We start from the raw sequence: 25,652 nt of genomic DNA, 5'->3' as shown, positions 1-25,652 counted from the left end.
AACAGAACCGCGTGCCGGTCGTCTCGTGAACGCCAAAATAGTGGCGAAAACGGTCGACCCCTGTAGGACAGGCGCTTCGTGGCGGCACGACCGAACCCGCGGCGTCGATTTCTCGAGATCGCGACTGTTGCGAGCGGCATACCGCCAGATCAGTCACAACGGGTTCGGCGGTCGCGGAAAGCACGCGTTCGTTGCCATCGAAGCCTTCGCCGCGCCATTGGCCGGCGCGTCGCCCATGTCGAACTGCCTTCGTCGTCCAATATATGTCACCGCGAATGGTCCCGGGGTCAGACTGACCCCGGGACACAGTTCGGCGCGAGGCCGAGACCGAAGCGATAGGATTTTCCGCTCGAGAACGGGCTACTGAAGCGTATTCGTGCCCGGCGCGTTACTTTTCATCGGCCATTCGCCGACGTAGTTATCGATCAACATCGTGGCGATGCCCTCAACCGAGCGATAGCCTTGATCGAAAAACTTGATTGCTGCGTGGTTGAGAAAGGTCGAGGCCTGCTCGTCCGGATCTACGTCGTAATACCGGTACCACTGTTGCACGGCCCTCGAGAGAATAAGAAGATCGGTGTCTTGCATTTGCCGCCTCCCTTCGCGACACAGTGAAGTAGGGCCGGATTGGCGATCTTCAATGGCCAACTCCTCCAAATTCCCTTGATCTGGTTACCCCGCGTATTTGGGATCCTTCGAGCGGAGCCTGAGACATTGCTCGACAGATGGGTTCGGCCGCTCAGTCAAAGGTGTGTTCGGTGTAAGGTCGCGTCCCCAAGGGCATTAAAAAGCTGATCATGACACATTAAGCGTCGCGGGTGCACGAAATGCATGGCGCGGTTAATGGCAAAACCGTTTGTAAGCAAAGGGTTGCGAGAAGAATGGTGGGCGATGAGAGACTCGAACTCCCGACATCCTCGGTGTAAACGAGGCGCTCTACCAACTGAGCTAATCGCCCTCGCGAGATCGGTCCGGTTCGGTCCGCCACGTCTGTGACCGTGATCTATGCGGATCGGGGACGGAACGGAAGGGTGCTTGTGAAGAATTTTCGATTTTTTCTGAGATGCTAACAGGAAGCACGACTAAACGGCTCTTCTCCGCACCGTCTTGGGAAACCACTTTGTGCGGATCTGGGCGAGAAATCACCCGGCGCCCCAAGAAAGGTGATCGACAACCTCCATGTGAACCAATCACGGATTACCTTCACCGGTCGCAGCCTAACGAGAGGAAAACCGATGGATGCCCCGATGTTGTCCGGTCATACCTTGCAAAAGGCCGCTTACGTCATGTCGTCGGCATCCTGTCGAATTTCGGTAGGGCCGGATTGAGATAGTCCCATGCTTGTCCAGCTTTGGTCCAAGACACAAATTGTGGATTGAAGCGACTTGGATCGTCCAGGCTCGCCGGCGTGACGATGAACACTTCCGGCATGTCAGGAAATGCAAGGTAGACAGGCGAACCGCACGTCGGGCAGAAGCCACGCCTTTTTACGGTGCCGCCGTCACCCACTGTCTGCCAGTGCGACGCATTTCCCTCGAGTTTCACCTCTGCGGCGACGAATGTCAGGTGAGATTGGTGGCCCGTTCCGCTGTCCCGCTGGCATTGACGGCACTGGCAGTCAACCATGATCGCCGGCTCGCCGGCGACGTCATAGCGGATCGCGCCACAGGCGCAGCCACCGGTGTAGGATTTGCTCATACCGATTTCCTCGTTCTAATGCAGTGTTTGCGAAGACGTCTCTTCGGCGACCACAGTGTCGAGCCTTGTGACCACCTTCCTCCAGCCGTCGCTCATGTTGCGATAGGCTGTGTCGTTCTTGGGAAGCATGAAACCTGAATGAACAAGGTGGAGGCGAGTGCCGTCCCCAGCCTTGGAAAGACTGAAAGTGACAACCGTCTCCAATGTCGATCCATAGCCTTCATTACTCTCGTGGCCACCCTTCCAGGCGAAGGAGAACCGTTCATTTGGCAGGACTTCCAGAACCTCGCAACGGATGACACCGTCCCATTCACCGGACGGGTTCGTTTGGAACGTGAAACGGTTGCCGATAACAGGATCGAAGCCTTTTGGCGGCATTAGCCATCGGGCGATCAAGTCCCCGGTTGTCAGAGCTTTCCAGATAACCTCCGGGGCGTGCGGGAAAACCTCATCGAGAACAATGGCTTGAGCTCGCGGTCTCAGCTTTTCATTCATGGTCAATTTCCTTTAGGAGATCTCTGAGGCCGGTGAAACGTTCACGCCAGAAAACGCGGTAATGGTCCATCCAGTCGGCCAGTGGCTCAAGGCCACCTCGCTGGGCACGGTAGTAGACGTTACGTCCCTCCGGTCGCTCACTGACGAGGCCGGCCTGCTTCAGGGACTTGAGATGCTGTGAGATGGCGCCTTGTGTAACGTTACTTCCCCGGGTCAACTCGACGACGGTGATCTCGTCTGAGTTGGCGATCCGTTCGAACACGGCGCGCCTGGTCGGGTCGGCGAGGGCGCGCAGAACAACGGTGATGTTTTCAGGTTCAGACATTCCATAGCAATTAGTTTATACTAATTGATTAGTCAACGCTATTGAGTTTGTTTTTTCCGCGAAGGATAACGTCTACGGAAACGGACGGACGACAATCGACGCAGGTCAGGTCTTAGCATGCCATTTGACGCGAGGGACCAAGACGGCGCACAGTGCTTGCTTGTCGGGAGCTTCGGCTCCTGTCTCGTCAACACTGGTCGGAGGACACTGGCATGATCGCTCGGAGGGACTTCACGTACGAAGAATGGAGCTGGCTCTTGCATCTCTATCGGCACGAAACCGCTGACATCCCGAACGACCAGATCCGCAGATTCAAAGAAGTGAATGTCACTGAGGACGTGGTTGATGGCGTTAGTCTCAGCCCAGCAGGTAAGCAACTGGTCGAGCATGAGCTTCTAATGGAGCGAAGGAACCGCCTCCAGAGATAACTCTTTCTGGCAACAAAAGCCTCCAACGTTAGGGCTGCGGGCTTGAATCGGTGCGTGCGGCGCGGCCCGTGGGGAAAGAAACGCGCACCGTTCTGCTCACCCTACTGCTTGCTCTGCTGTGCTGTCATTTGCTGTTGTCCGTGAACCGACTGCCGCCGCGAGGGTGCAGTCGTTGAGGGAAAAGCGTCGATTGCGATCAGAAGAGTGGGTCTGGCACCCCAGGAGCACGGCGATGGCTCTTGGCAGGGTGTCCCGGCCAACCTTGTGTCTCTTTGCAGCCTAGCGACGTGCTTTTCACGGAAAGGAACTGCCGCCAACAACCAACCTGTGGTGAGGGCGATGTATTAATCAGGCAAATGAGATAACCAGCGCAAAGATGTGAATAAACACCTTTATTCGGTTGGACAGGTGGGTTTTGAGGGCCTTGTCAAAGGCCGACAGTGCCGGAAAGCTCATCCAGCTTTCCGCGCAATCTCCGCTTTACGTCCTCGTCTTGTTCGTCCATGACAGCCAGCACATCTCGCAGTGTCCCGCGCAGTCCGTGAATTTGGTCGATGAGATCCATGATCAGGTCGACGCCCGCCTCGTTGACACCCATATCCCGCGTAAGGTCGAGGATAAGGCGCCCACGAGCGACATCCGTGTCACGAAAGTTGCGTGCACCATCCCGGGTCTGCGGCAGCAGCCATCCCTGTTCGACCCAGACCTCAAGTACCGTCAGGTCGATCTTCAGGAAACGTCGGAATTCAAGATCATCCATGGCTATTCTCCCATGCCTTTTCTCGGATCCTGCGCTTCACCCGCCGTCCAGCTTTTCATGAAATCGGTCAGTTGCTGGTCGGGTGAATCCGGCAGCATGATCTTCAATGAGATATAGATGTCACCGGCACCTCCGCCTTTTTTCGGAACGCCCTTTCCTTTAAGGCGCAAAACTTTCCCCGTGTTCGAATGCGGAGGCAAGGTGAGGTTGACCGCCCCGGTTGGAGTAGGCGCCCGGACCTTGCCACCGAGCACGGATTCCCGAAGCGAAATCGGCAGTTCGAAACGGATGTCGTCTCCATCTCGAACGTAGAATGGATGCGGCCGCACCCTGATTTCCACATAGGCGTCGCCGGAGGGGCCGCCACCGATCCCGGGCTCCCCCTTGCCCTTTAATCGAAGGGTCTGACCGTCGCGCGTGCCTGGGGGAATCCGAAGATCAAGCGCAGGCCCGTCAGGGAGCCTGATCTGGGTCTTCGTTCCGTTGATCGCGTCGAGGAAATCGACCTCCATCGAGTAGTTGCGGTCCTGGCCATGCGCACGGAATTCGCCGGACCGGGCACGGTTGGAGAAGAAACTGGAGAAGATATCGTCGTGGTCGCCGAAATCGGCAAAACCCGCGCTGTTCTGGTAGGGATTTCCCGTACCTGGCTGGGAGGCGTAATCCCGGTAGTAGTTGCGCGGTGCCTGCTCGGTACCTGTTATGTCAATTTCACCGCGGTCAAAGCGACCGCGCTTTTCTTCGTCGCTGAGCAACTCGTAGGCGGTCGAGATTTCCTTGAACCGTTCCTCCGACTTCCTGTCGCCCGGGTTGAGATCGGGATGAAGCTTCTTTGCGAGCTTGCGAAATGCACTCTGAATCTCTTTCTGCGAGGCGTCCTTCTTTACGCCGAGAAGCTCGTATGGATCACGGCTCATCTATATCTCCGGTTTATGCCGGCGGAAATCGTCGGGCTTTGCGTCAATATATAGGTTGGCTTTGCTGCTCCGACGAGTGGTTACATTCTTGTAGTTGCATCAGTTGCGCCGAAGGTTGATTTCGCTTGTAACCACCTGCTGGCCGGACGCCGGGTCCTTATCGACGGTTCGGATTCTTATGGCGTTGTCGTCAACGCGTTGGATGGTCATGGTTGCGCTTCGATCGCCGTTGATTATGCGGGACCAGTGCACGGCGAGGTTGATCGCGTCACCGTTTCGCCTGCCTTGTAAACCTGATACGCCGCCGGACGGCCCGATGTAAGTCCCGGCGTATTGCGTACCATTGGCCTTGATGTTTGCTGAGACCGCGCGCGTGACGACGATCATGCCCCGGCATGTCCCTTTCATCGAAAGCGCAACTCCACTAGCCTGAGTCTTGAAATTGCAGTCCAGGTTGATGGGCGACGATGACGTAGATCGCTTCATCATCCCTCCACCAATCCAATCTCCAGCTAGAGATTGGAGGAAGGGTGTTTCGTCGGCGAATGCCGCTGCAGTGATCCCGTAATAAATCAAAGCGACGATGGCGTAGAGGCAGCACTTCATGGCGTTCTCTCCCTCGGGATAACAAAGAATGCGCCACGATGCCTCAAAGTTCCGGGTTCGACCAGATCCGGGAGTATGGAGGTCCGTCGATGCTGGCCCGGCAAGGGCCGGCGGTCGTCTCATGGGAAAATGCGGGAGATCAGCGCGTGCTTGCCGACGAATTGCCCGAGATAGGCTTCTGGGTCAAATTCGTTCGAGCTGCCAATGCCTGCCTTCGATCAGTTCGGCAATCTCAACAGGATCTTTCACCCCAAACCCAAACCATTCCACGAGTTCGCGGGCCTTCGCCCGGCTTTCCTCGCCGCTGAAGTCGCGCTGATGTTTGCCACACCACCGCCGCAAGATTGAGGTCAGCACATTCATGTCGTCCCCGAACAAGGGATCTTCGGCCAGTACGTCGTACCCATTCACCCAGCACCATTGAAATTTGAACAGTCAGCTACGGATGCTCATCGGCAGAACGGACCTTGGTCCGATCGAGGCGCGCGGGAGAAAGCCGGTCGATCTGGTGCCGCCAGGCGATCGAGTTTTCCGCCCGTCGCCCGGATCTGGTTGACGACTTATGCTTCCTGCAGGACCGCTCGAACCATTGAGGTCGTTGATCAGCGTTGCACTTCCTTCATTCATGCCCAGGACTTTGGCGGCAATCGAATGAGACTTGACCCGGTCGACGACCTTGTCGAGAGCAGCGACAGCGGTAACGTCCCAGAAGTGAGCGTGTGAGACGTCAATCAGAACGGCCATGCCTTCTGCCTCCTCAATATCGAAAGCGTCCACGAATATGGCTGCCGAGGCGAAGAATACTTGGCCCGAGACCCGGTGGTCAAACGACACCGGCCACATTCCTCTAGACTTCGACATCAAGTAGTCGGGCCCCTAAGCGTGAAGAACACACCGCTGAGGAGGACGCCGACCGTCACGCCCAGAGCCAGATTCGAACGGAGCACGGTAACGAGCACGGTCGCGACCATGACGACGCTCGAAAGTTTCGGGTGAACCAGTAACGTCCTCAATGAAGACCAGTCAAACGTGTCGATAGAGACCATCACCATGATGGCCACGAGCGCCGCAACAGCAACCTGGGAAACCCATGGTTTGAGCAGGACCATCAAGACGAGCAGCAAGGCTCCCGCAAACAATGTCGCGCGGCGCAGATGCCCGCCCCGCTGAACGAGTGGATCATGACGGCCCTACGGTCTTCGTGTCGTTCCGGTCAGGGACAACGACCAATTTGCCCACAAAGTTCTTCGCCATGAAGTCGCGCTGAGCCCGATGGAATTCCGACAGTGGATAGGTGCCGGCGACAATAGGCCGGATCTTCTTGTCCTCGATATAGCCTACCAGCCGCCGGAAATCGGCGCGACTTCCCTGGCTCGAGCCATGCAGTTCGAGTTGCTTGAGATACATGGTGCGCAGGTCGAGTTGAACGACGGGCCCTGCAATGGCACCCGCGGTGCTGTATCGTCCCTCGGGCTTCAGAAGCTTGAGGAGGTCATTGAAGATTGAGCCGCCAACCAGGTCCGCGACAACATCGATAGGCTTGCCTCCTGCTGCACTCTGAACGTCGGCAACCAGGTCACCGCCGCGCGTGACGACTGCCTCGGCGCCGACATCGAGCAGGGCCTGTTCCTTGCCCGCTGCGGTCAATGCAATCGGGATTGCACCGCGGGCGCGCGCAAGCTGGATGATGGCTGAGCCAACACCACCGGATGCACCTGTCACGAGGACCCGCTCTCCAGCCGCCAGCCGCGCCCGCTCCAGCATGCGTTCGCCTGTCAGATAGGCACAGCAGAATGTGGCAAGCTCGATGTCGCTGAGATCCGTCGCAATCAGATGGGCGTTTTCGGCAGGCAGCACCATGTACTCGGCATAGCCGCCATCTCTGCCATGTCCGATGTAGTCGATATCGGCAAGGCTGTCGTCTTCCCGGTTATAGATCGAGAAATCGACCATTACCCGTTCGCCGATGCGTGCTGCAGCGACACCTTTACCTGTGGCAACGATGTGGCCAACCGTGTCGGTGCCCTGGATGCGCGGGAAACTCAACGTGTTGCCTTGTCGCCGCCAGGTGGAGACAGCCGCGGGATCGTCTTCGGTCCCGTAGGCTCCCTGGCGGACCCAGACGTCGGTATTGTTCATTCCGCAGGCCGATACCTTGATCAGAACTTCCCCGGCAGAGGGCTGCGGAACGGCCACATCGGTGCGATAGACGAGCTTGTCCAGGTCGCCATGACCCACAAGCTGAACCGCCGCCATGGTTTTAGGCAGGATTGTCATCGGAGGTCCTCAGAGCGTTTTGAACGTGGTTTCGATTGCTTCAGCCGCAGCCCTGACGACGATGTCTGCTTCCTCGCGGGTCAGGCAGAGCGGTGGCGCGAAGCCAAGAATGTCTCCCTGCGGCATGGCGCGGCCAATCACCCCGCGTGCTAGAAGTGCTGCTGCGATTTGCGGTCCGATCTTGCGGGAAGCGTCGAAGAACCTTCGCTCGTCCCTGTCTTCCACGAATTCCACCGCCGCCATCAGCCCGTCGCCACGAACCTCGCCGACGTGTCTGTGCGAGCCGACAGCCTTTGCAAGCTCCTCGCGGAAGTAGGCACCCGTTGCACCGGCGTTCTTCACGAGGTCCATCTCGTCGATGAGCTCGAGATTGGCGATCCCGGCCGCAGCACAGATCGGATGCGCTGAATAGGTCCATCCATGCCCGATCGCGCCCATCTGATCCGACCCCTGCACCAACACGTGCCACATCTTGTCGGACACGATTGTGCCCGACAGTGGAGCGTAGGCCGACGTCAAGCCCTTCGCGATGGTGATGAGGTCGGGCCTCATATCGTAGTGGTCCGACCCGAACATAGTGCCAAGACGACCAAAACCTGTGACCACCTCGTCGGCGACAAGAAGGATGTCGTATTTGTCGAGCACCTGCTGGATCTTCTGCCAGTATCCCGACGGCGGCGGCACGATGCCGCCCGTGCCCAGGATTGGTTCCCCGATAAAGGCGGCTATGGTGTCGGGTCCTTCCGCCAGGATCATCTCTTCGAGCTTGTCTGCGCAGTATTGCGAAAACTGCTGCTCGTCCATCGAGCGATCCGGACGGCGAAAATAATAGGGTGCTTCGGTGTGAAGGATCGGTGCACGCGGCAGGTCAAAGGACTTGTGAAACAGCTCCAAACCCGTCAGCGAGCCTGTCATGACGCCGGAGCCGTGATAACCGCGCCAGCGTGAAATGATCTTCTTCTTCTCCGGCCGGCCGAGGATGTTGTTGTAGTACCAGATCAGCTTGATGTTGGTTTCGTTGGCATCCGAGCCGGACAAGCCGAAATAGACGCGACTCATGTTCTTGGGAGCGCGATCGATGATCATCTTCGACAGCGTGATCGAGGCTTCGGTCCCGTGGCCGACATAGGCGTGATAATAGGCAAGATCGCTTGCCTGGCTGGCAATGGCGTCGGCGATTTTCTGGCGCCCATAGCCGACGTTGACGCAATAGAGACCGGCAAAGGCGTCCAGGCTCGTGCGCCCGTTGGCGTCGGTAATATAGGCGCCTTCGCCCGATGTGATCACGCGCGTCGGTGTTTCGCCGCGGGCATGCATGCCCATATGCGTGGAGGGATGGAAGAAGTGGTCGCGATCCCAGGCGTTGAGCTCGTTGTTTCTGTTCAGCATGGCAGTGTCCTCGATGTCGGTCGTCAGAGATTTTTTACCGGCGCCATCAGGCGGCGGTGTCGATGCAGAGATATTTGAGTTCGGTGAAGGCCTCGACGCCGTGGCGCGATCCTTCGCGGCCAAGGCCGGACTGTTTCCAGCCGCCGAACGGGATCGGCCCGCCCGTGATCTTTACGCGATTGATCGCGACCATGCCGTATTCGAGCGCGCGGCCGAGGCGCATCTGTCTGGCGCCATTGGCGGTGACAACGTAAGCGACGAGGCCGTACTCGGTATGGTTGGCCCGAGCGACCACCTCTTCCTCGGTATCGAACACGGTGATACCGGCGACGGGTCCGAAGGTCTCTTCACGCATTATCAGAGCATCGTCCGACACATTGGTCAGGAGCGTCGGTTCGAAGAACAGCCTGCCGGTCGTGTGCCGCTTGCCGCCAGTCACGAGCTTGGCGCCACGCTTCAGGGCGTCCGCCACGTGTTGCTCGACCTTCGCAATGGCTCGCTCATGCATGAGAGGACCAATTTCTGCGCCGGCGGACAGACCGTCGCCGACTTTCAGCTCGCTGATGCGTCGCGCAAAGGCCGCCTCGAAACGGGAGGCGATGGAACGGTGGACGAAGACACGGTTGGCCGCGAGGCAATCCTGGCCTGATGTTGCAAATTTCGCATCCACGGCGATCTTCGCGGCCTGCTCGATCTCGGCGTCCTCGAAGATTATAAGAGGTGCGTGACCGCCAAGTTCCATGACCAGCCTTTTCATCGTCGGCGCGCATTTTGCGGCAATCAGCCGGCCGATTTCGGTCGATCCGGTGAAGCTGATTGCGCGCACCCGGTCGTCGGCGCACATGCGGCCGACAATGGTGGCTGCCTCGCCGGTGATGACATTGAAAACGCCCTTCGGAATGCCCGCGCGCTCGCCAAGCTCCGCAAGGGAGAGGGCGGAGAGGGGCGTTTCGGAGGAGGGGTGCGCGACGACGGTGCATCCGGCGGCAAGCGCTGCGGCCGCCTTTCGGGTGACCATTGCTGATGGAAAATTCCAGGGTGTCACAATGCCCACGACGCCGAGCGCTTCCCTTCGCACGATCATCTCGGCACCGGGCAGGTGGCTGGTCACCGATTCCACATTCAGCCGCTTTCCCTCCTCAGCGTACCATTCGATGAAGGATCCGGCGTAGTCGATTTCGCCAAGGGATTCGGAAAGAGGCTTGCCCTGCTCCAGGGTCATGATGAGTGCGAGGTCATCTTTCGCTGCGAGCATCAGCTCATACCAGGTCCGCAGAATGCGTCCGCGTTCCTGGGGCAGCAAGGCACGCCAGGCCGGCATGGCCCGCGTGGCGGCATCTATGGCGAGTGAGGTCTCCTCGGCGCCAAGGCTCGCCACCCATGCAACTGTCATCCCGGTAGCCGGATCCGTCACATCGAAGCTCCGACCATCGATGCCAGCAGACCATCGGCCACCAACATAGGCGAGATCGCGCAGCAGATGCTTGTCCTTGATCCGGGAAAGCGCAGTGTGGAATTCTGGGCGGGCAAACACCGCGGTCATGACCTGTCTCCTCGTTGCCGATGCCCGGAGTCTTTCACGAGAAGAAGCGAGATTTTGTCCTTTGACGGGTGTTCAAAGAGAGAGACTGTCTATGACCAGGCCGCTGACGGCATGATCTGTCTATGTCCCGTCTCTGGAGTCTCCTGGATGAACGAGGGTTACAATGGGCAAAACCGACTCGTCCTTGACGGTTTTGGTGACGATATAGGTGAAATAGCGTTCGATCCCGACTTCCCGGTCCAGGAGACCGTCGATCAGGCGCTGGTAGGCGTCGATATCGGGCGCCACAATCTTCAGGAAATAGTCGATCCCGCCGCCGACCGACCAGCAGCCAACGATTTCCGGGATACCGGCGATAACGCGTTCGAAACGCTCGAAATCGCTTTGGCGGTGATTGCTAAGCGTTACCTCCACCATGACGCTTGCCACGGGTGCAATCCGGCGAAGCGCGATGCGTGCGTGGTAGCCGGTGACGATCCCCGCCTTCTCGAGCTTGCGCAACCGCATCCAGCAAGGTGTCGGCGAAAGTCCTGCCTTTTCAGCGAGTGCAAGCTTGGTGATGCGCCCATCACGCTGGATTGCATCGAGAATACGCAGGTCGACGGCGTCCAGTTTCATGTTGTCCCATGCCGCTTAAATCATTCCAAAGGTGAGGAAAAGACAATGGGTGTGCATTTTGCCATTGTCAATTGAACTGATTTTTATCACTGTCTAAATCATGACAAACTGGCGCCCCGACCCGTCCCAGCTTCGAAGGCCGGCTTATCTTTCGCTTGCAGAGCAGATTGCCAGCGCCATTACGGACGGCAAACTGGTCGACGGCGCGCGGCTTCCCCCTCATCGGAAGATGGCCGACGACCTGAAGCTCTCGGTTCAAACCGTCAGCCGTGCCTATGACGAACTGATCCGGCGCGGACTGCTTTCCGGAGAGATCGGTCGGGGGAGCTTCGTGCAGACGCGACCACGCGAGCCAGAGCCTCCCTATCTGCCGGAACGCCTCGGAGAGGTGATCGATCTCTCGATCCTTAAGCCGGTTTGCGAACAGATCCATCTCGAAAAGATGCGCCAGGCCTTCGGCTGGCTGTCCGAAAACCTGCCATCGAGCTCGGCCCTTTCGTTCCGTCCGAACATGATCTTTCCGCGCCACCGTGTCGTCGCCGCCGAATGGCTTGCCCGATGCGGGCTTGAGGTATCGCCCCTGAACATCAGCCTGACGAACGGCGCCACGTCAGGCATGACCGTTGCCCTGATGAGCGTCGCGCCTCCGGGATCGACGATCGCAACCGAAGCGATCAGTCACCACACACTGGTGCCACTCTCAAGCTATCTCGGCCTTCATCTCGAAGGTCTTGCGATCGATGAAGAGGGCATGATTCCCGATGCTCTTGACGAGGCATGCCGCAAGGGGCCGATCCGTGCCGTGTTTCTGCAGCCTTCGGTGATCAATCCGATGGCGGCGCTGATGAGCGAAACGCGCCGCCGGAAGCTCGCAGAAGTCGCTGCCCGGCATGACATTGCCATCATAGAAAATGACATTCTCGGTCCGATGGTGGAAGATCGAGCGCCCCCCATTGCGGCCTTTGCACCGGAGCGGACGCTCTATGTCACGAGCTTCACAAAGATAACAGTGCCGGGACTGCGGATCGGATACCTCGCAGCTCCGGATCGTTACGTGGCTGCCGTTGCGAATCGTCATCTCGTCTCGAACTGGATGGCGACGCCGGCGATTGCCGAGATCGCAACGCGCTGGGTCAGCGACGGAACCGCACTCGACCTGGTCAACTGGCAGCGTCAGGCACTTAAGAGCCGGCACAGAATCGCTTCGGAGATGCTGTCGGGCCTGTCCTATCGCGACCATCCGCAGAGCCTTCACGTCTGGCTGCCACTTATCGGCGGCCACGTGGAGGAAACCTTCGTTTCCCAGGCGCGCCTCCACGGCGTTGCGATTGCACCCGGCACTTCATTCCGCACAGCCGAACAGGGATGGACGCCGGCCGTGCGCATTTCCCTCGGGTCGACCAACGAAAGCGAACTGCGAACGGGGCTTGGCATCGTCGCGTCCCTTGCACAAGGAAGTCCTGAGGCCCTGCTGCTCGCAATTTGAGTTATTTGCCCTCCGAATGGGCGATTGCAGAATAATTGTCATGATATTATTTTGCGAATTGACATGATTTGGAACCATCTCCATCGTTAGCGCATTGCTGTCTCAACAGGGAGAGACATGAATGCCGACCCCGATCATTCGCATCGACAACATCGTCAAGAGATACGGTCCGCTGACCGTGCTCGACGGATTATCGATGGAGGTCATGCCGGGGGAGAAATTGGCCCTGATCGGTCCTTCAGGATCGGGAAAAACAACCATCCTGCGTATCCTGATGACACTGGAATCGATCAGCGGCGGTCATATCGAGGTTGACGGCGAACAGCTTTATCACATGCCGCGCGGCAAGGATCTGGTGGCGGCCGACGAACGCCACCTACACAAGATGCGTGAACGTATCGGCATGGTCTTTCAGCACTTCAACCTGTTTCCCCACAAATGCGTCCTCGACAACGTGACGCTCGCTCCAATGCTTACCAAGGGGATCAAGCGGACAGACGCGGAGCGTCGCGCCATGGAACTCCTCGAGATGGTCGGAATGGCTGACAAGGCCAGAAGCGTTCCTGCCCAATTGTCTGGCGGCCAGAAGCAACGCGTTGCGATTGCGCGTGCGCTCGCCCTCTCTCCGAAGATCATGCTGTTCGACGAAATCACCTCGGCACTCGACCCCGAGCTTGTGGAGGAGGTTTTGAACGTCATGAGGCGCCTTGCGTCGGAAACCGACATGACGATGCTGCTCGTCACCCACGAGATGGGCTTTGCGCACGACTTTGCCGATCGGGTCCTGTTCTTCGACCGAGGCAGGATCGTCGAGGAGGGTAAGCCCAACGACATCTTCCGAAATCCCACGCAGGAGCGCACGCAAAGCTTCCTGCGAAAGATCATAGCGGCCGGACACCGCATCTGACCGCCATGCGAAGGTCGACAATTCAAGAAACCAGGAGCAGGGAACATGAGAAAAACAATTATCCTAGGTGCCGTTGCGCTCTCCACGGCGTTTGGTGCAGCCATAATACCGGCCCACGCGGCCGACCTTGAGGCGCTCAAGGAACAGGGCTTTGCCCGCATCGCCATCGCCAACGAGCCGCCATTCACGGCGGTCGGCGCAGACGGCAAGGTTTCGGGTGCTGCACCCGATGTCGCGCGGGTTATCTTCGAGCGTCTCGGTGTCAAGGACGTCGTCGCCTCCATCTCGGAATATGGCGCGATGATCCCGGGCCTGCAGGCTGGCCGCCACGATGTCATCACCGCGGGTCTCTTCATGAAACCCGAGCGCTGTGCCGCAGTTGCCTATTCCGAACCGATGCTATGCGACGCGGAGGCGTTCGCGGTGAAGAAAGGCAATCCGCTTAAGCTTTCGAGCTTCAAGGACATTGCCAGCAATCCGGATGCGAAGATCGGCGCGCCAGGTGGTGGCACCGAAGAAAAGCTGGCGCTCGAAGCAGGTGTTCCGCGCGATCGCGTCATCGTCGTGCCGGACGGCCAGAGCGGCATCAAGATGTTGCAGGACGGTCGAATCGATGCCTACTCGCTGCCGGTATTGTCGATCCATGATCTGATCGCCAAGGCCAATGACGCGAACCTCGAAACGGTTGCCCCTGTTGTCGGCGCTCCCGTCTATTGTGACGGAGCCGCGTTCCGCAAGCAGGATGTCGCCTTACGCGATGCCTACGATGTCGAGCTCAAGAAGCTGAAGGAATCCGGCGAGTTCGCCAAGATCATCGAACCCTATGGCTTCTCGGCTGCGGCCGCAATGTCGACGACCCGCGATAAGCTCTGCGCAGCAAAGTAAGTTCGGTCGCACCGGCTCCGCATTGCGGAGCCGGTTTCGAAGGACAGCAACAAGGAATGCGACTTGATGTCGGTATGGTCCGGCTACCTCTCATTGATACTTCAAGGCGCTGTGGTGACGGTCGAACTCACCTTCATGGGATCAGCGCTGGCCCTGGTCGTGGCGTTCATCGCGGGACTGGCGCGACTGTCACGGTTTTTTGCCGTACGGGCGCTAGCCACGGCCTACATCGAATTTTTCCGTGGAACGTCGATCTTCGTGCAGCTTTTCTGGGTGTACTTCGTCCTGCCCTTTGCCGGCGTCACACTGACGCCACTGCAGGCGGGCGTCCTGGCGCTTGGGCTCAATGTCGGGGCATATGGTGCCGAAGTCGTTCGCGGTGCAGTCAAGGCAATCGGACGCGAGCAGACAGAGGCCTGCATCGCGCTCAACCTCTCCCGTTTCCAGCGCATGCGCTACATCATCCTGCCGCAGGCACTGCCATTGATGCTACCGACATTTTGTAACAATGCCATCGAGCTTCTCAAGGGAACTGCTGTCGTTTCGCTGATTTCGCTGACCGACATGACCTTCCAGGCGCAGGTCGTACGGGCCCAGACCGGCAGCACGCTGATCCCGTTTGCAACCATTCTGGTTCTCTACTTCCTCATGGCGCTCGCGATCTCAGCAGTCATGCGGTGGCTCGAACACCGCATGACGCGCGGTCTTGATGGCGTGAGGGCCTAGCAATGGAATGGGATTGGGACTTTGTCTGGCAGATCATGCCGACCCTCCTCGAAGGCTTCAGGATCACAATTCTTGCGACGGTGCTCGGCGCAATCGTGGCGGGGGTCCTCGGCCTTGCAATCGCGCTTGCTCGCCGGTCCAAGATCACGGCTCTGTCGCGCGGTGTGGGCTTCTTCTCGGAATTCATTCGGGGCACACCGCTGCTCGTGCAGCTCTATTTCATCTTCTATGTTCTTCCGGACATAGGGATCCGCCTTGCGCCGCTGGTTGCCGGCGTGATCGGCATTGGGCTGCACTATGCCACCTATACTGCGGAAGTTTATCGCGCCGGTATCGAGAATGTGCCGCGGGGACAGTGGGAAGCTGCCAAGGCGGCCAATCTCACCGAACGCCAGACCTGGATCCATGTGATCCTGCCGCAGGCGATCCCTCCGATGATCCCGGCGCTCGCCAACTATTTCATAGCAATGTTCAAGGAAACGCCGTTGCTGTCGGCCATTACCGTCCTCGAGTTGATGAACCAAGCAAAGAGTATTGCCAATAGCAACTACCGCTATATCGAACCGATGACACTCGTCGGCGTCTTCTTCCTCGTGATCAGCCTCATTTCCGTGATCGGCTTGCGCTGGCTCGAGGAACGCTATGCCCGGATGGACGACTGATATGACGACGAACAACGACATCACCATGGCAACCCGCCGTCCGCGTCTCGACGATCGGCCGCTTGCAAAGCGGATCGGGCTCATCATCCTGGCAACCGACCATACCACGGAAGTCGACTTCCAGCGCATGGTCGCCAGTGATCGCATTGGCATTTACGTGAGCCGTATCCACTATGCCAATCCGACGACGCCAGAAAATCTCCTGAAGATGCAGCCGGCCCTGACGGCAGGTGCTGGCCTTATCCTGCCTGGAGAGCCGCTCGACGCCATCATGTATTCCTGTACGTCCGCGTCCGTGGTGATCGGTGACGGCGAGATCGAAAAGGCGATCAATGCCGCAAAGCCCGACGTTCCGGTCGTGACGCCGACGGCAGCCTCGGTGCGTGCGTTGAAGGCATTCGGTGCTCGAAGGATCTCGATCCTGACGCCCTACGTCGCCGAGACAGCCGTTCCCATGGCGGAGTATTTCACAGGCCTCGGCTTCGAGATCGACAGGTTTACGTGCCTCGGTTTCTCCGACGACAGGGAAATGGCACGCATTGCACCGGACGAGATTGAAGCGTTCGCTGTTGAAGCGATGGCGCCGGGGTCTGATGCCCTGTTCATTTCCTGCACGGCCCTTCGCGCCGCCGGGGTCGCCGGCAGCATTGAGAAGAAAGTCGGAAAGCCGGTAGTCAGCAGTAATCTTGCAACGGCATGGGCGTGCCTCAGTCTGTGCGGCGACAAGAGGGCCGATCGAGGCTTCGCCAGTCTGATGACGCTTCCGGTTCCGGGAAACTGATGCCATGCCCGCTGCGTCCACGGTCAGTTTTCAGGATATCATGCGCGCATCGGAACGTATCGCTCCGCACGTGCGCAACACGCCGCTCGTCTCATCGAATGCCTTGAGCAAGATCACCGGCTGCCCTGTGAAGTTGAAGCTCGAGCACCACCAGACGACCGGTAGCTTCAAGCTCAGGGGGGCAACCAACGCCGTCCTGTCGCTGACCGCAGAGGAACGAGCGCGTGGGATCGTTGCCGCGTCGACGGGAAATCACGGGCGAGCCCTTGCCCATGCCGCCAGAGCAGCAGGAACTGCCACGACCATATGCATGTCGCGGCTCGTACCGGAAAACAAGATCACGGAGATCCGCCGCCTCGGCGCGACGATATGCATCGTCGGTAACTCGCAGGACGACGCCCAATGTGAGGTCGACCGACTGGTCGCCGAAGAGGGGCTCGTCGGGATCCCTCCGTTCGACGACGAGCGCGTGATCGCCGGTCAAGCCTCGCTCGGCCTGGAAATTTTCAAGGACTGCCCGGATGTGGACACCGTTCTCGTGCCGCTGTCGGGTGGCGGCCTTGCATCGGGAGTGGCTGCTGCGTTGAAGACCATCAATTCGGCGATCCGTCTTGTCGGAATTTCGATGGAGCACGGCGCTGCCATGAAGGCAAGCATCGATGCCGGCAGGCCCGTCGAGGTTATCGAGGAAGAGAGCTTTGCGGACTCGCTTGGCGGCGGCATAGGCCTTACGAACCGGCTGACCTTTGCCATGTGCCGCGATCTGCTCGACGATGTCGTTCTGCTGTCCGAGAGCGAAATCGCAAAGGGCATGCTTCACGCCTACGATGCTGAGCGCGAGATAGTGGAGGGCGCCGGCGCTGTCGGGATCGCCGCTCTCCTGGCGGGCAAGATCACTCCATCCGGGCCGATCGTCGTCATTCTCTCTGGCAGGAACGTTGACATGGACCTGCATCGCCGCGTGATCAACGGTGCAACGGCTCTTTCGGGGAGGTGCGCCGCATGAGCTCGATGGTGATTCTTAGCGAAGCTGATCTCAGAAAGATCATCAGTCTGGACCTGGAGGCCGTCGGTTGCGTCGAGGACGCGTTCAGGGCGCTTGCCACGAAGGCCGTGTCGATGCCACCGATCCTGAGGCTCGATATTCCCGAGCATCGGGGCGAGGTCGATGTGAAGACGGCTTATGTCCCTGGTGTCGACGGCTTCGCGATCAAGATCAGCCCGGGATTTTTTGACAATCCAAAGATCGGCCTGGCGAGCACGAACGGAATGATGGTGTTGCTTTCGAGCCGGACGGGGCTCGTACAAGCTCTGCTGCTCGATAATGGGTATCTGACGGATGTGAGAACGGCTGCTGCGGGCGCAGTGGCGGCGCGACATCTGTCGCGCGAGGATTCAACGGTCGCGGCCATCTTTGGTGCCGGCATGCAGGCAAAACTGCAGCTCGAGGCGCTGACGCTCGTCCGCCCCATCACCAATGCGCGCATCTGGGCGCGCGATCACGAAAAGGCACAGGCGGTTGCGGCCGAGTGTTCGGCAAAGCTCGGAATTGGGGTCGAGGCGATCGTCGATGCGAGGACCGCGGTTCGCGGCGCCGACATTATCGTGACGACCACTCCTGCGCAACGGCCGATCATCCAGTCTGAATGGCTAGAGCGGGGCCAGCATCTGACGGCCATGGGGTCGGATGCCGAACATAAGAACGAAGTCGAACCTGCGGCGATTGCGATGGCGTCACCCTATGTTGCCGACAGCCTGAAGCAGACCCGTCGGCTTGGAGAGTTGCATCACGCAATCTCGATCGGTCTGGTCGGCGAGTATGCCGAATTCCCGGAGCTCGGACAGATTATTGCCGGTCGGGTGGCCGGTCGGACCGACGCTTCAGGCATCACCATTGCAGACCTGACCGGGACCGGGATCCAGGATACCGCCATCGCCACGCTCGCCTTTTCGCGGGCTGCAGCCGCCCGGGCCGGCATGACATTCGAAAGCTGATCCGGTGCTGCACCGGACAAGGAGGGACGAGCATGAGTGAACCGAATCTTAAATTTTCGCGCGACGAATACAGCCTTCGGCTGGAAAAGACCCGCAAGGCAATGGAAGCAAAGGGCGTCGAGCTGCTGATTGTCAGCGACCCCTCGAACATGGCCTGGCTGACGGGTTACGACGGGTGGTCCTTTTACGTCCATCAGGCCGTGATTGTTCCGCCGTCAGGCGAGCCAATCTGGTTCGGCCGCGGACAAGATGCCAACGGCGCCAAGCTGACCGCCTATCTCAGCCATGAGAACATCATCGGTTATCCTGACCACTACGTGCAATCGACCGAGCGACATCCGATGGATTACCTCTCGGGCATCCTCGCTGATCGTGGCTTCGCAAAGCTTTCGATCGGCGTCGAGATGGATAACTACTGGTTCTCGGCAGCTGCATTTGCCTCATTGCAAAAGCATCTCCCAAACGCCCGCTTTGTGGATGCCACGGCACTCGTCAACTGGCAGCGAGCGGTCAAGAGCCCGACCGAGATCAAGTACATGCGCAATGCCGCCCGCATTGTCGAAGCCATGCATGCGCGCATCTTCGACAAGATCGAGGTCGGGATGCGCAAGTGCGATCTGGTCGCCGAGATCTACGATGCCGGCACGCGTGGTGTCGATGGTATTGGCGGGGACTATCCGGCGATCGTGCCGCTGCTGCCCTCAGGCGTCGAAGCCTCGGCCCCGCATCTCACCTGGGACGACCGGCCCATGAAGAGTGGCGAGGGCACCTTCTTCGAGATTGCCGGCTGCTACAATCGCTACCACCTGCCGCTCTCTCGCACGGTCTTCCTCGGCAAGCCAACGCAGGCCTTCATCGACGCCGAGAAGGCAACGCTTGAGGGAATGGAAGCCGGTCTTTCGGTCGCCAGGCCTGGTAACACCTGCGAGGACATTGCCAACGCTTTCTTCGCGGTTCTGAAGAAGTACGGCATTGTCAAGGATAACCGCACTGGTTACCCGATCGGTCTGTCCTATCCGCCGGATTGGGGCGAGCGCACGATGAGCCTTCGTCCCGGCGACCGCACCGAGCTGAAGCCCGGCATGACGTTCCATTTCATGACCGGCCTGTGGCTCGAGGACATGGGTTTCGAGACGACGGAAAGCATCCTGATCACCGATAGTGGTGTGGAGTGCCTCGCCAATGTTCCGCGCAAGTTGATGGTCAAGGATTGATCGGCGATGAGTGAGACGAATTTGCGTCCGTCGTCGATCAGCGCGACGGTCGATTTCAATGCCGCGGGCATCCAGCACGGCTTCCTCAGGCTGCCCTACAGTCGCGATGACTCGGCATGGGGGTCGGTCATGATTCCGATTTCCGTCATAAAGAACGGGGAAGGGCCGACGGTTCTTCTGACGGGCGGCAATCACGGTGATGAATACGAAGGGCCGATTGCGCTCTTCGATCTCGCAAGGACTTTGCAGGCTGAGGTCGTCAGCGGTCGCGTCATAATCGTTCCGGCGATGAACTATCCGGCGTTTGCCGCCGAAACGAGGACATCTCCAATCGACAAGGGCAACATGAACCGCAGCTTTCCGGGCAGACCGGACGGCACGGTTACGCAAAAGATTGCCGATTACTTCCAGCGCACGCTCTTGCCGCTTGCCGACATCGTTCTTGACTTTCACTCCGGCGGGAAGACGCTTGACTTTCTGCCGTTCTGCGCTGCCCACATCCTTCAGGACAAGGATCAGGAGAGGAAGGGCTTCGAATTCGTGGAAGCTTTCGGCGCTCCATACTCGATGAAGATGCTGGAGATCGACGCGGTCGGCATGTACGACACTGCGGCCGAGGAGATGGGCAAGATCTTCGTTACGACCGAGCTCGGGGGTGGCGGTACGGCAACGGCGCTGAGCGCAGCGATCGCCAAGCGCGGCGTCATGAACGTGCTCAAACGGGCGGGCGTCGTGAGCGGCGAAATTGATCATAAACCGACACAATGGCTCGATATGCCGGATAGCGACTGTTTCATTTTCAGCGAGAGCGCGGGCCTTGCCGAGTTCTCCGTTGACCTCGGTGAGCGCGTCAGGAAAGGCGACGTCGTCGTCAAGATTCATCCTGTCGGAAGGACAGGCGAGCCGCCGGTTGGGCTGGTGGCAAAGATGGATGGCATTCTCGCCGCTCGCCATTTTCCAGGCTTGATCAAGCAGGGAGACTGCGCGGCGGTTATCGCGCAGTAGGCCGGAGCCTGATCTCGTGCGAGGCTTGACCGGGCACGGTCGCAATGGCCGCGAACGCCTGATGACAATCTGGCAATGGTACACGACCAGTGCGCCCATGATGACATGCTGGCGGCAGACGCGCCATGCATCGCCGACCGCATGAAGGCCATTGCCTGGCACTGCAAGCCATATGCTGGCGCGGTGCCTCCGGCGCAAATATGAAGCTTTAGCGCATCGGTGGCGGCCGGCGTGCATTTTGTTGCTGTCGTCATTCGCCGGAATTTGCGTTCCTTCCGGAACGTCATAGCGGCTTTTCGGCGACGTAAAGGAAGCGCGACAGGCGCTTGTCCTTGGCGAGCCTTGCAGCTGTCGCCAGCATCAACTGGCGTCGCTCGAAAAACGCGTCGCCTTCTTCGCGGCGGAGAACATCGGCCCGGCGATGTCGAGCGTCATGCCAGCGGGAGCCGATCACTGCGACTGCATCGGCGCGATCGAGCCTGTTGAGGAGGTTTAATCCGGCTGCGGCTATCGCCTCCTCGTTCAGCCCCGGCGGAACGAAGAAAAGGTTTGCCCCCAATGCCGAACGCCCGTCGACATCACCCTTGGAAAGCGCACCGGTAACCACGAACGGGTCGGTAAAGACAAGGCGTCCGGCGGCGCAAAGCAGGCGGGCCCAATCGGAGATCGCCTCAAAACGGTTCGGCAGATGACAGAGCGCGTCGATGCAGAGAATAGCGTCAAAGCTGCTGTCTTCGAACGGCAGCTTGGCGCTGCAATCACATACCGCAAAGGTAACCCGGTCGGCGAGGCCACGCTGCTGGGCAAGCGCGTTGCCGTGCGCGACGCCTTCGGCTTCGAGGTCGAGTCCGACCAGGCTGCAGGTCAAATGCTCGACAAGCGCCAAGGATGGACCGCCGGCACCACATGCAACATCGAGCACACGGCTTTCACCATTAAGGGCCAGGAAATTGCCAATTTCGTGTTGCTCGGCGCTGGACCGCCAACTCTCCTGGCCGATGTCGTCGCCGAAGACCTCCCGGCGTATTTCCGCTGCAAGGTGGCCGTCTGTACGGGAATATTGCGGACCATAGAATCCGCTTCCATCGCTTGTCTGACTGGCGTCCTGTTCGCTCATGGCAGCCCCGAATGCGTCATGACAACATTCAATGCAGCTAATATACAGCCGGCAGACTGGGTGAGGTCAATCCGGTCGATTGTCGCGTCCCTCAGCGCGGTTCGCGTGTCGCGGTCAGTCCCCTACCGGTTGCTGCACGCACGCCGTAGGATTCCAGTTCTTCCGGTACGGAGGCCTTCACGATATCGCTGACGCTGCTGGCAGCTTTCACGTGGCGCGCGACGCGATGCGGGAACTGGCTTGCCAATGTTGAGGGGATCTCGCTGTCTCTATCATGCCGGACCGACGGGAGCCCGACAATTGTCAGGCTTCCTCTATCAAGGCAACAGGGGCGCTTGCCTGAATTGACCCAATGGCTCGCTGATCGACTAGGTTGCGCCGCTCTGCTTCAGAACCGCATAGCGAAGATGAAGCGCACCGTTCCCGAGGGGAGTGCATTCAATCAGCGACAGCTCGACCTTACCCGCCAGACCTTCCTCGCCAAACTCGATGACCCTGTCGCTTCCCCGCCTTGATTCCAGTGCCGGGGCGACGATCAAGCTCAGTTCATCGACAAGACCCGACGTCATCAGCGAACCGTTGATCCGCGCCCCGCCTTCAAGAACGATGCGGTCAACACCAAGTTCTTCACCGAGCACATCGAGCATTTCGCCCACATCAATATCAGGTCCATCGGAAACGACATAGGAAACACCGTAAGCGGCCAGTTCCGCCAGGTGACTATCCGATACGTCGGAGCCGAGCAGCACGACGACATGGTCGCCGTAGAGTTCGCCGGCGGCAAAATGCAATTTTCCGGAAGGGTCGAGCGCGATTGCGAAGCTTTCTGCATCCGGCCTGGCAAAATGTGTGGGCCGCCTGGCGCTTGCTGGGACGGCTGGGGGATGAGCCGTCGCTTTCGAGATTTCGGCCATCGTTACGCGCCCAACCATCCAGGCGTTTCCGCCGAGTTCCTTCTGAACCTTCTCATAGAGAGACGACCAATCAGCCTTGCTTCCATCGGGGCTCTTCGTCCAGCGGCTTGGATGAAGGCTCCCGTCCGGCGAGGTCAACATGCCCAAAGCACGAGCGAAAGCCAGGAGCGAGTGCCAGTCGAACGAGCGGGACGAGGGCAGTCGCCTGAGGGACCTGGGGCGGTGGCGCACGCTGGCATGGGGGGTTCTTCAAGTGTCGCGATAAATTTTCTTCTACTTCATGGCGAACTTCGTTACATTGGAGAGAAGTCGATGCGAATGCGGACCGGAATGAAGCAGATGAAAGCGCGGGCGCATTAAGGGGGTAGACCCTACACCACGCGCCTGATACCGGGGGGCGTGACGTGAAGTGGCTTTTTCGCATCCTTGTTGGCGTGGGTGTCATCGTTCTCCTGTCGGTCGCGCTCATTTTCTATCCGGTCATCCATGACTGGTGGTATCCGCCGTTTCGCTCCGGCAATGTTGCCGACGAGGCGAAGGCTGCCGGTCGCAATGCGGCTTCGTTCCCAGCTGCGGATGAGGATTATTTTCATGACATGGACCGTGGCGTTGCCCTGACAGGAGACGAGATCAAAGGGCGTAATGCCTGGATCGTCTGGTCCGGTGGCAACGACCGCTTCTGGGATGGCATGACCAAGGCCACCTTCGGAAGCTTCGATCTCCTCAAGATCGTCAGCTCTGATCGCGACACGCGATGGAAGGTTCTTGGCCTCCTGAACGAACCATGTTTCGACAAGGCCACGGCGCCAGATCCGAAATACGGGCTGCGGCTCGATGTGCGCCGATCCGATTGTCCGCCCGATCCGTTCGCCAACGCCGAGAAGTATCCGGGTGTTGCGATCGGCGCGCGCGGAAACACCGTCCCACTTGGTTCGTTCTATGGAGAGCCGTCCGGCATCGTTGGCCTGCGACTGTTTCCCAATCCCGAATTCGACAAGGCCGCAGCGGAGCGATGGGACGGAAATCGTTATTACAACGACCCCACCTACTATAACGACAAGAACCTCGTGCGTCCGTATCGGGTCGGCATGTCCTGCGGCTTCTGCCATATCGGGCCAAGCCCGGTTCACCCTCCGGCAGATCCAGAACATCCGCAATGGGCGGACCTGAGCTCGACGGTTGGTGCCCAGTACATGTGGGTCGACAGGCTGTTCATCTACTCGGCCGACAAGTCGAACTTCATGTTCCAGCTGGTCCATACCTACCGCCCCGGGGCGATGGATACGTCCCTAGTGTCCACAGACTATATCAACAATCCACGCACCATGAATGCGATCTACAACGTATCAAACCGCCTGGCGCTGGCACAGCAACTCGGGAAGGAAACGATTGCCGGGGGCGAACAGGATAACAAGCAGTTCAAGGACTACCTGCATGAGGGACCCTTGATACAGTCCTTTGTCGCGCCCGACACAGTGTTCACCCCGCGTGTGCTGAAGGATGGATCGGACGCAGTGGGAGCGCTTGGAGCACTCAATCGCGTTTATCTCAACATCGGCCTCTTCAGTGAGGAATGGCTTCTGCACTTCAATGCAGTGGTCGGCGGCAAGCCTATTTCGCCAATCAAGATCGCAGATGCCCAGAAGCAGTCGAGCTACTGGCAGGCCACGGAGATGATGACACCTGCTACTGCGCTCTTCTTCCTGAAGGCAACTCGGCCGGATCTTCTGAAGGATGCCCCCGGGGGCGCTGCCTACCTCAGCAATGACCAAGCTGTCCTCATGCGCGGGAGGTCGGTTTTCGCGACCACGTGTGCCCGCTGCCATTCGAGCAAGATGCCGCCATTGCCCGCGGGTCTCAATCTGGCTCAATGCAATGGTCCAGGCTACATCGACTGCTTTAAGTCCTATTGGGGTTGGACGAAGACTGCGGATTACAAGCAGCAGATGACCCAGATTGTGCTTCAGCCTGACTTCCTCGACGACAATTTCCTGTCGAACGAACTGCGCATCCCGGTGACGCTGCTAAGGACCAACGCCTGCAGCCCGCTGGCGACAAACGCGATTGCCGGCAATATATGGGACAACTTTTCGTCACAGTCCTACAAGCACTTGCCATCGGTCGGGACAATCACCGTACGAGATCCGTTTCAAGGTCAGCGCCGACCCTTTGCAATGCCCGACGGAGGACGCGGTTATACCCGTGTTCCTTCGCTGGTCAGCCTGTGGTCGACCGGTCCGTATCTCCTCAACAATACCGTCGGACCATTCGATGAAAGTCCTTCGGTCGATGCCCGCATGAAGGTTTTCCAGGCTTCGATCGAGCAGATGCTATGGCCTGAAAGACGGGTGAAGGACACTGTGCTTGGAAAGGACGGGGTCTACAGGATCGACCGTACGACCGCACGCAGTCTCATAACTTTGCCGCAGGGTTTTGTGCCGGAGATCCTGCGACCGCTCCAAGGCACTCTCCATCGTTGGCTGCCATGGCTGGTGACGCAAGGCGGAGACATCACCATCGGACCCATTCCCCAGGGCGTGCCTGTCAATCTTATCGCCAATATTCGGCCGTTGGCAGAGACGCACGATCCAGTCCAGGCCGTCGACCATACCGCGCGCCTTGTCGGATTGTTGCACGGGCTCAAAGCCTCGCTTGCCTCGGTGCCTGACAACGCCAGTGACGAGGAACTGCGTCGTCATTTCGCCGAACATGGGCCTGCGATGCTGGCGCTCGACAAGTGTACCGATTTCGAGGTCAACAGGGGCCACTATTTCGGAACAGCGGCCTTCAACGACGTCGACGGGCTCAGTGATGACGAGAAGGCGTTTGGTAGCGAGCCACCGCTCAGCGACGACGACAAGCGCGCCCTCATCGAATTCCTGAAGACCTTTTGATGGGTTTGAG

At 59.0% G+C, this 25,652-nt stretch carries 25 protein-coding genes, 1 tRNA gene and 2 pseudogenes; 11 read left to right on the top strand and 17 right to left on the bottom strand.

From position 1 onward, the window contains the following. Positions 1–360: 360 nt before the first annotated feature. The 14 genes and pseudogenes from FHT77_RS25375 to FHT77_RS25310 form a co-directional block, all read right to left on the bottom strand. Positions 361–588, bottom strand: coding sequence for a hypothetical protein (locus tag FHT77_RS25375; protein ID WP_028828150.1), 228 nt, complete (start codon positions 586–588; stop codon positions 361–363). A gap of 294 nt (positions 589–882) precedes the next feature. After that, positions 883–958 (bottom strand) — tRNA-Val (locus tag FHT77_RS25370). Positions 959–1,284: 326 nt separating this feature from the next. Beyond that, on the bottom strand, positions 1,285–1,698 hold the full coding sequence (locus FHT77_RS25365) for a GFA family protein (protein WP_183757585.1): 414 nt from the start codon (positions 1,696–1,698) through the stop codon (positions 1,285–1,287). Positions 1,699–1,713: 15 nt separating this feature from the next. Next, positions 1,714–2,193 carry an SRPBCC domain-containing protein gene (locus tag FHT77_RS25360; protein ID WP_183757583.1) on the bottom strand — a complete coding sequence of 160 codons (480 nt, stop codon included), beginning with the start codon at positions 2,191–2,193 and terminating at the stop codon, positions 1,714–1,716. Then, positions 2,186–2,518, bottom strand: a complete 333-nt coding sequence (locus FHT77_RS25355; RefSeq protein WP_183757582.1) for a helix-turn-helix transcriptional regulator — start codon at positions 2,516–2,518, stop codon at positions 2,186–2,188. The genes FHT77_RS25360 and FHT77_RS25355 overlap by 8 nt, the downstream gene beginning before the upstream one ends. 855 nt (positions 2,519–3,373) lie before the next feature. Continuing rightward, positions 3,374–3,706, bottom strand: a complete 333-nt coding sequence (locus FHT77_RS25350) for a chaperone modulator CbpM (RefSeq protein WP_183757580.1) — start codon at positions 3,704–3,706, stop codon at positions 3,374–3,376. 2 nt (positions 3,707–3,708) lie between these two features. After that, positions 3,709–4,623: a DnaJ C-terminal domain-containing protein gene (locus FHT77_RS25345; RefSeq protein WP_183757579.1), complete on the bottom strand. Its 915-nt coding sequence runs from the start codon at positions 4,621–4,623 to the stop codon at positions 3,709–3,711. A gap of 99 nt (positions 4,624–4,722) precedes the next feature. After that, positions 4,723–5,229 (bottom strand): hypothetical protein, encoded by a 507-nt coding sequence (locus FHT77_RS25340; protein ID WP_183757578.1) that lies wholly within the window; start codon positions 5,227–5,229, stop codon positions 4,723–4,725. Positions 5,230–5,412: 183 nt separating this feature from the next. Then, positions 5,413–5,636 (bottom strand): annotated as a pseudogene (locus FHT77_RS25335) (hypothetical protein). 181 nt (positions 5,637–5,817) lie between these two features. Continuing rightward, positions 5,818–6,401 (bottom strand): annotated as a pseudogene (locus tag FHT77_RS32315) (STAS domain-containing protein); the annotation flags it as partial. A gap of 7 nt (positions 6,402–6,408) precedes the next feature. Next, entirely contained in the window at positions 6,409–7,506 is a 1,098-nt protein-coding gene (locus FHT77_RS25325) for an alcohol dehydrogenase family protein (protein ID WP_183757577.1), read from the bottom strand. 9 nt (positions 7,507–7,515) lie between these two features. Further along, positions 7,516–8,895 carry an aspartate aminotransferase family protein gene (locus tag FHT77_RS25320; protein WP_183757576.1) on the bottom strand — a complete coding sequence of 460 codons (1,380 nt, stop codon included), beginning with the start codon at positions 8,893–8,895 and terminating at the stop codon, positions 7,516–7,518. 46 nt (positions 8,896–8,941) lie between these two features. Continuing rightward, positions 8,942–10,438, bottom strand: coding sequence for an NAD-dependent succinate-semialdehyde dehydrogenase (locus FHT77_RS25315; protein WP_183757575.1), 1,497 nt, complete (start codon positions 10,436–10,438; stop codon positions 8,942–8,944). A gap of 120 nt (positions 10,439–10,558) precedes the next feature. Next, the gene (locus tag FHT77_RS25310) at positions 10,559–11,056 is read right to left on the bottom strand and encodes an Lrp/AsnC family transcriptional regulator (RefSeq protein WP_183757574.1); all 498 of its coding nucleotides are present in this window, start codon (positions 11,054–11,056) and stop codon (positions 10,559–10,561) included. A 100-nt stretch (positions 11,057–11,156) separates the two neighbouring features. Between FHT77_RS25310 and FHT77_RS25305 the strand changes: the two genes are divergently transcribed. The 10 genes from FHT77_RS25305 (at position 11,157) to doeB (ending at position 20,717) form a co-directional block, all read left to right on the top strand. After that, on the top strand, positions 11,157–12,542 hold the full coding sequence (locus tag FHT77_RS25305; RefSeq protein ID WP_183757573.1) for a PLP-dependent aminotransferase family protein: 1,386 nt from the start codon (positions 11,157–11,159) through the stop codon (positions 12,540–12,542). A 121-nt stretch (positions 12,543–12,663) separates the two neighbouring features. Continuing rightward, positions 12,664–13,449: an ectoine/hydroxyectoine ABC transporter ATP-binding protein EhuA gene (gene ehuA / locus FHT77_RS25300; protein ID WP_183757572.1), complete on the top strand. Its 786-nt coding sequence runs from the start codon at positions 12,664–12,666 to the stop codon at positions 13,447–13,449. A 45-nt stretch (positions 13,450–13,494) separates the two neighbouring features. Then, entirely contained in the window at positions 13,495–14,334 is an 840-nt protein-coding gene (gene ehuB, locus FHT77_RS25295; RefSeq protein ID WP_183757571.1) for an ectoine/hydroxyectoine ABC transporter substrate-binding protein EhuB, read from the top strand. A gap of 66 nt (positions 14,335–14,400) precedes the next feature. Further along, positions 14,401–15,060 (top strand): ectoine/hydroxyectoine ABC transporter permease subunit EhuC, encoded by a 660-nt coding sequence (gene ehuC / locus FHT77_RS25290; RefSeq protein WP_183757570.1) that lies wholly within the window; start codon positions 14,401–14,403, stop codon positions 15,058–15,060. Between the two features lie 2 nt (positions 15,061–15,062). After that, complete coding sequence (gene ehuD, locus FHT77_RS25285) at positions 15,063–15,722, top strand: ectoine/hydroxyectoine ABC transporter permease subunit EhuD (RefSeq protein WP_183757569.1); 660 nt, start codon at positions 15,063–15,065, stop codon at positions 15,720–15,722. A 1-nt stretch (position 15,723) separates the two neighbouring features. Continuing rightward, complete coding sequence (gene eutA / locus FHT77_RS25280) at positions 15,724–16,503, top strand: ectoine utilization protein EutA (RefSeq protein ID WP_183757568.1); 780 nt, start codon at positions 15,724–15,726, stop codon at positions 16,501–16,503. Between the two features lie 4 nt (positions 16,504–16,507). Continuing rightward, positions 16,508–17,509, top strand: coding sequence for a hydroxyectoine utilization dehydratase EutB (eutB, locus tag FHT77_RS25275; protein WP_183757567.1), 1,002 nt, complete (start codon positions 16,508–16,510; stop codon positions 17,507–17,509). After that, positions 17,506–18,498: an ectoine utilization protein EutC gene (gene eutC / locus FHT77_RS25270; RefSeq protein WP_183757566.1), complete on the top strand. Its 993-nt coding sequence runs from the start codon at positions 17,506–17,508 to the stop codon at positions 18,496–18,498. The genes eutB and eutC overlap by 4 nt, the downstream gene beginning before the upstream one ends. Before the next feature lie 32 nt (positions 18,499–18,530). Then, positions 18,531–19,712: an ectoine hydrolase DoeA gene (gene doeA, locus FHT77_RS25265; RefSeq protein WP_183757565.1), complete on the top strand. Its 1,182-nt coding sequence runs from the start codon at positions 18,531–18,533 to the stop codon at positions 19,710–19,712. A gap of 6 nt (positions 19,713–19,718) precedes the next feature. Next, on the top strand, positions 19,719–20,717 hold the full coding sequence (gene doeB / locus FHT77_RS25260) for a N(2)-acetyl-L-2,4-diaminobutanoate deacetylase DoeB (protein WP_183757564.1): 999 nt from the start codon (positions 19,719–19,721) through the stop codon (positions 20,715–20,717). 283 nt (positions 20,718–21,000) lie between these two features. On the opposite strand, the gene FHT77_RS25255 is transcribed toward doeB, so the two are convergent. The 3 genes from FHT77_RS25255 to FHT77_RS25245 form a co-directional block, all read right to left on the bottom strand. Beyond that, positions 21,001–21,834, bottom strand: a complete 834-nt coding sequence (locus FHT77_RS25255; protein ID WP_183757563.1) for a cyclopropane-fatty-acyl-phospholipid synthase family protein — start codon at positions 21,832–21,834, stop codon at positions 21,001–21,003. A 91-nt stretch (positions 21,835–21,925) separates the two neighbouring features. Beyond that, positions 21,926–22,081, bottom strand: a complete 156-nt coding sequence (locus FHT77_RS25250; RefSeq protein WP_183757562.1) for a hypothetical protein — start codon at positions 22,079–22,081, stop codon at positions 21,926–21,928. Between the two features lie 121 nt (positions 22,082–22,202). Beyond that, positions 22,203–22,889 carry a RibD family protein gene (locus FHT77_RS25245; RefSeq protein WP_183757561.1) on the bottom strand — a complete coding sequence of 229 codons (687 nt, stop codon included), beginning with the start codon at positions 22,887–22,889 and terminating at the stop codon, positions 22,203–22,205. 263 nt (positions 22,890–23,152) lie between these two features. Between FHT77_RS25245 and FHT77_RS25240 the strand changes: the two genes are divergently transcribed. Continuing rightward, complete coding sequence (locus FHT77_RS25240; protein WP_183757560.1) at positions 23,153–25,642, top strand: hypothetical protein; 2,490 nt, start codon at positions 23,153–23,155, stop codon at positions 25,640–25,642. Positions 25,643–25,652 lie beyond the last annotated feature (10 nt).

The sequence above is a fragment of the Rhizobium sp. BK181 genome, assembly GCF_014193305.1.
GTDB lineage: Bacteria > Pseudomonadota > Alphaproteobacteria > Rhizobiales > Rhizobiaceae > Rhizobium.
Note: the sequence above shows the minus strand (reverse complement) of the source record. Positions and strands in the feature narration are given on the sequence as shown.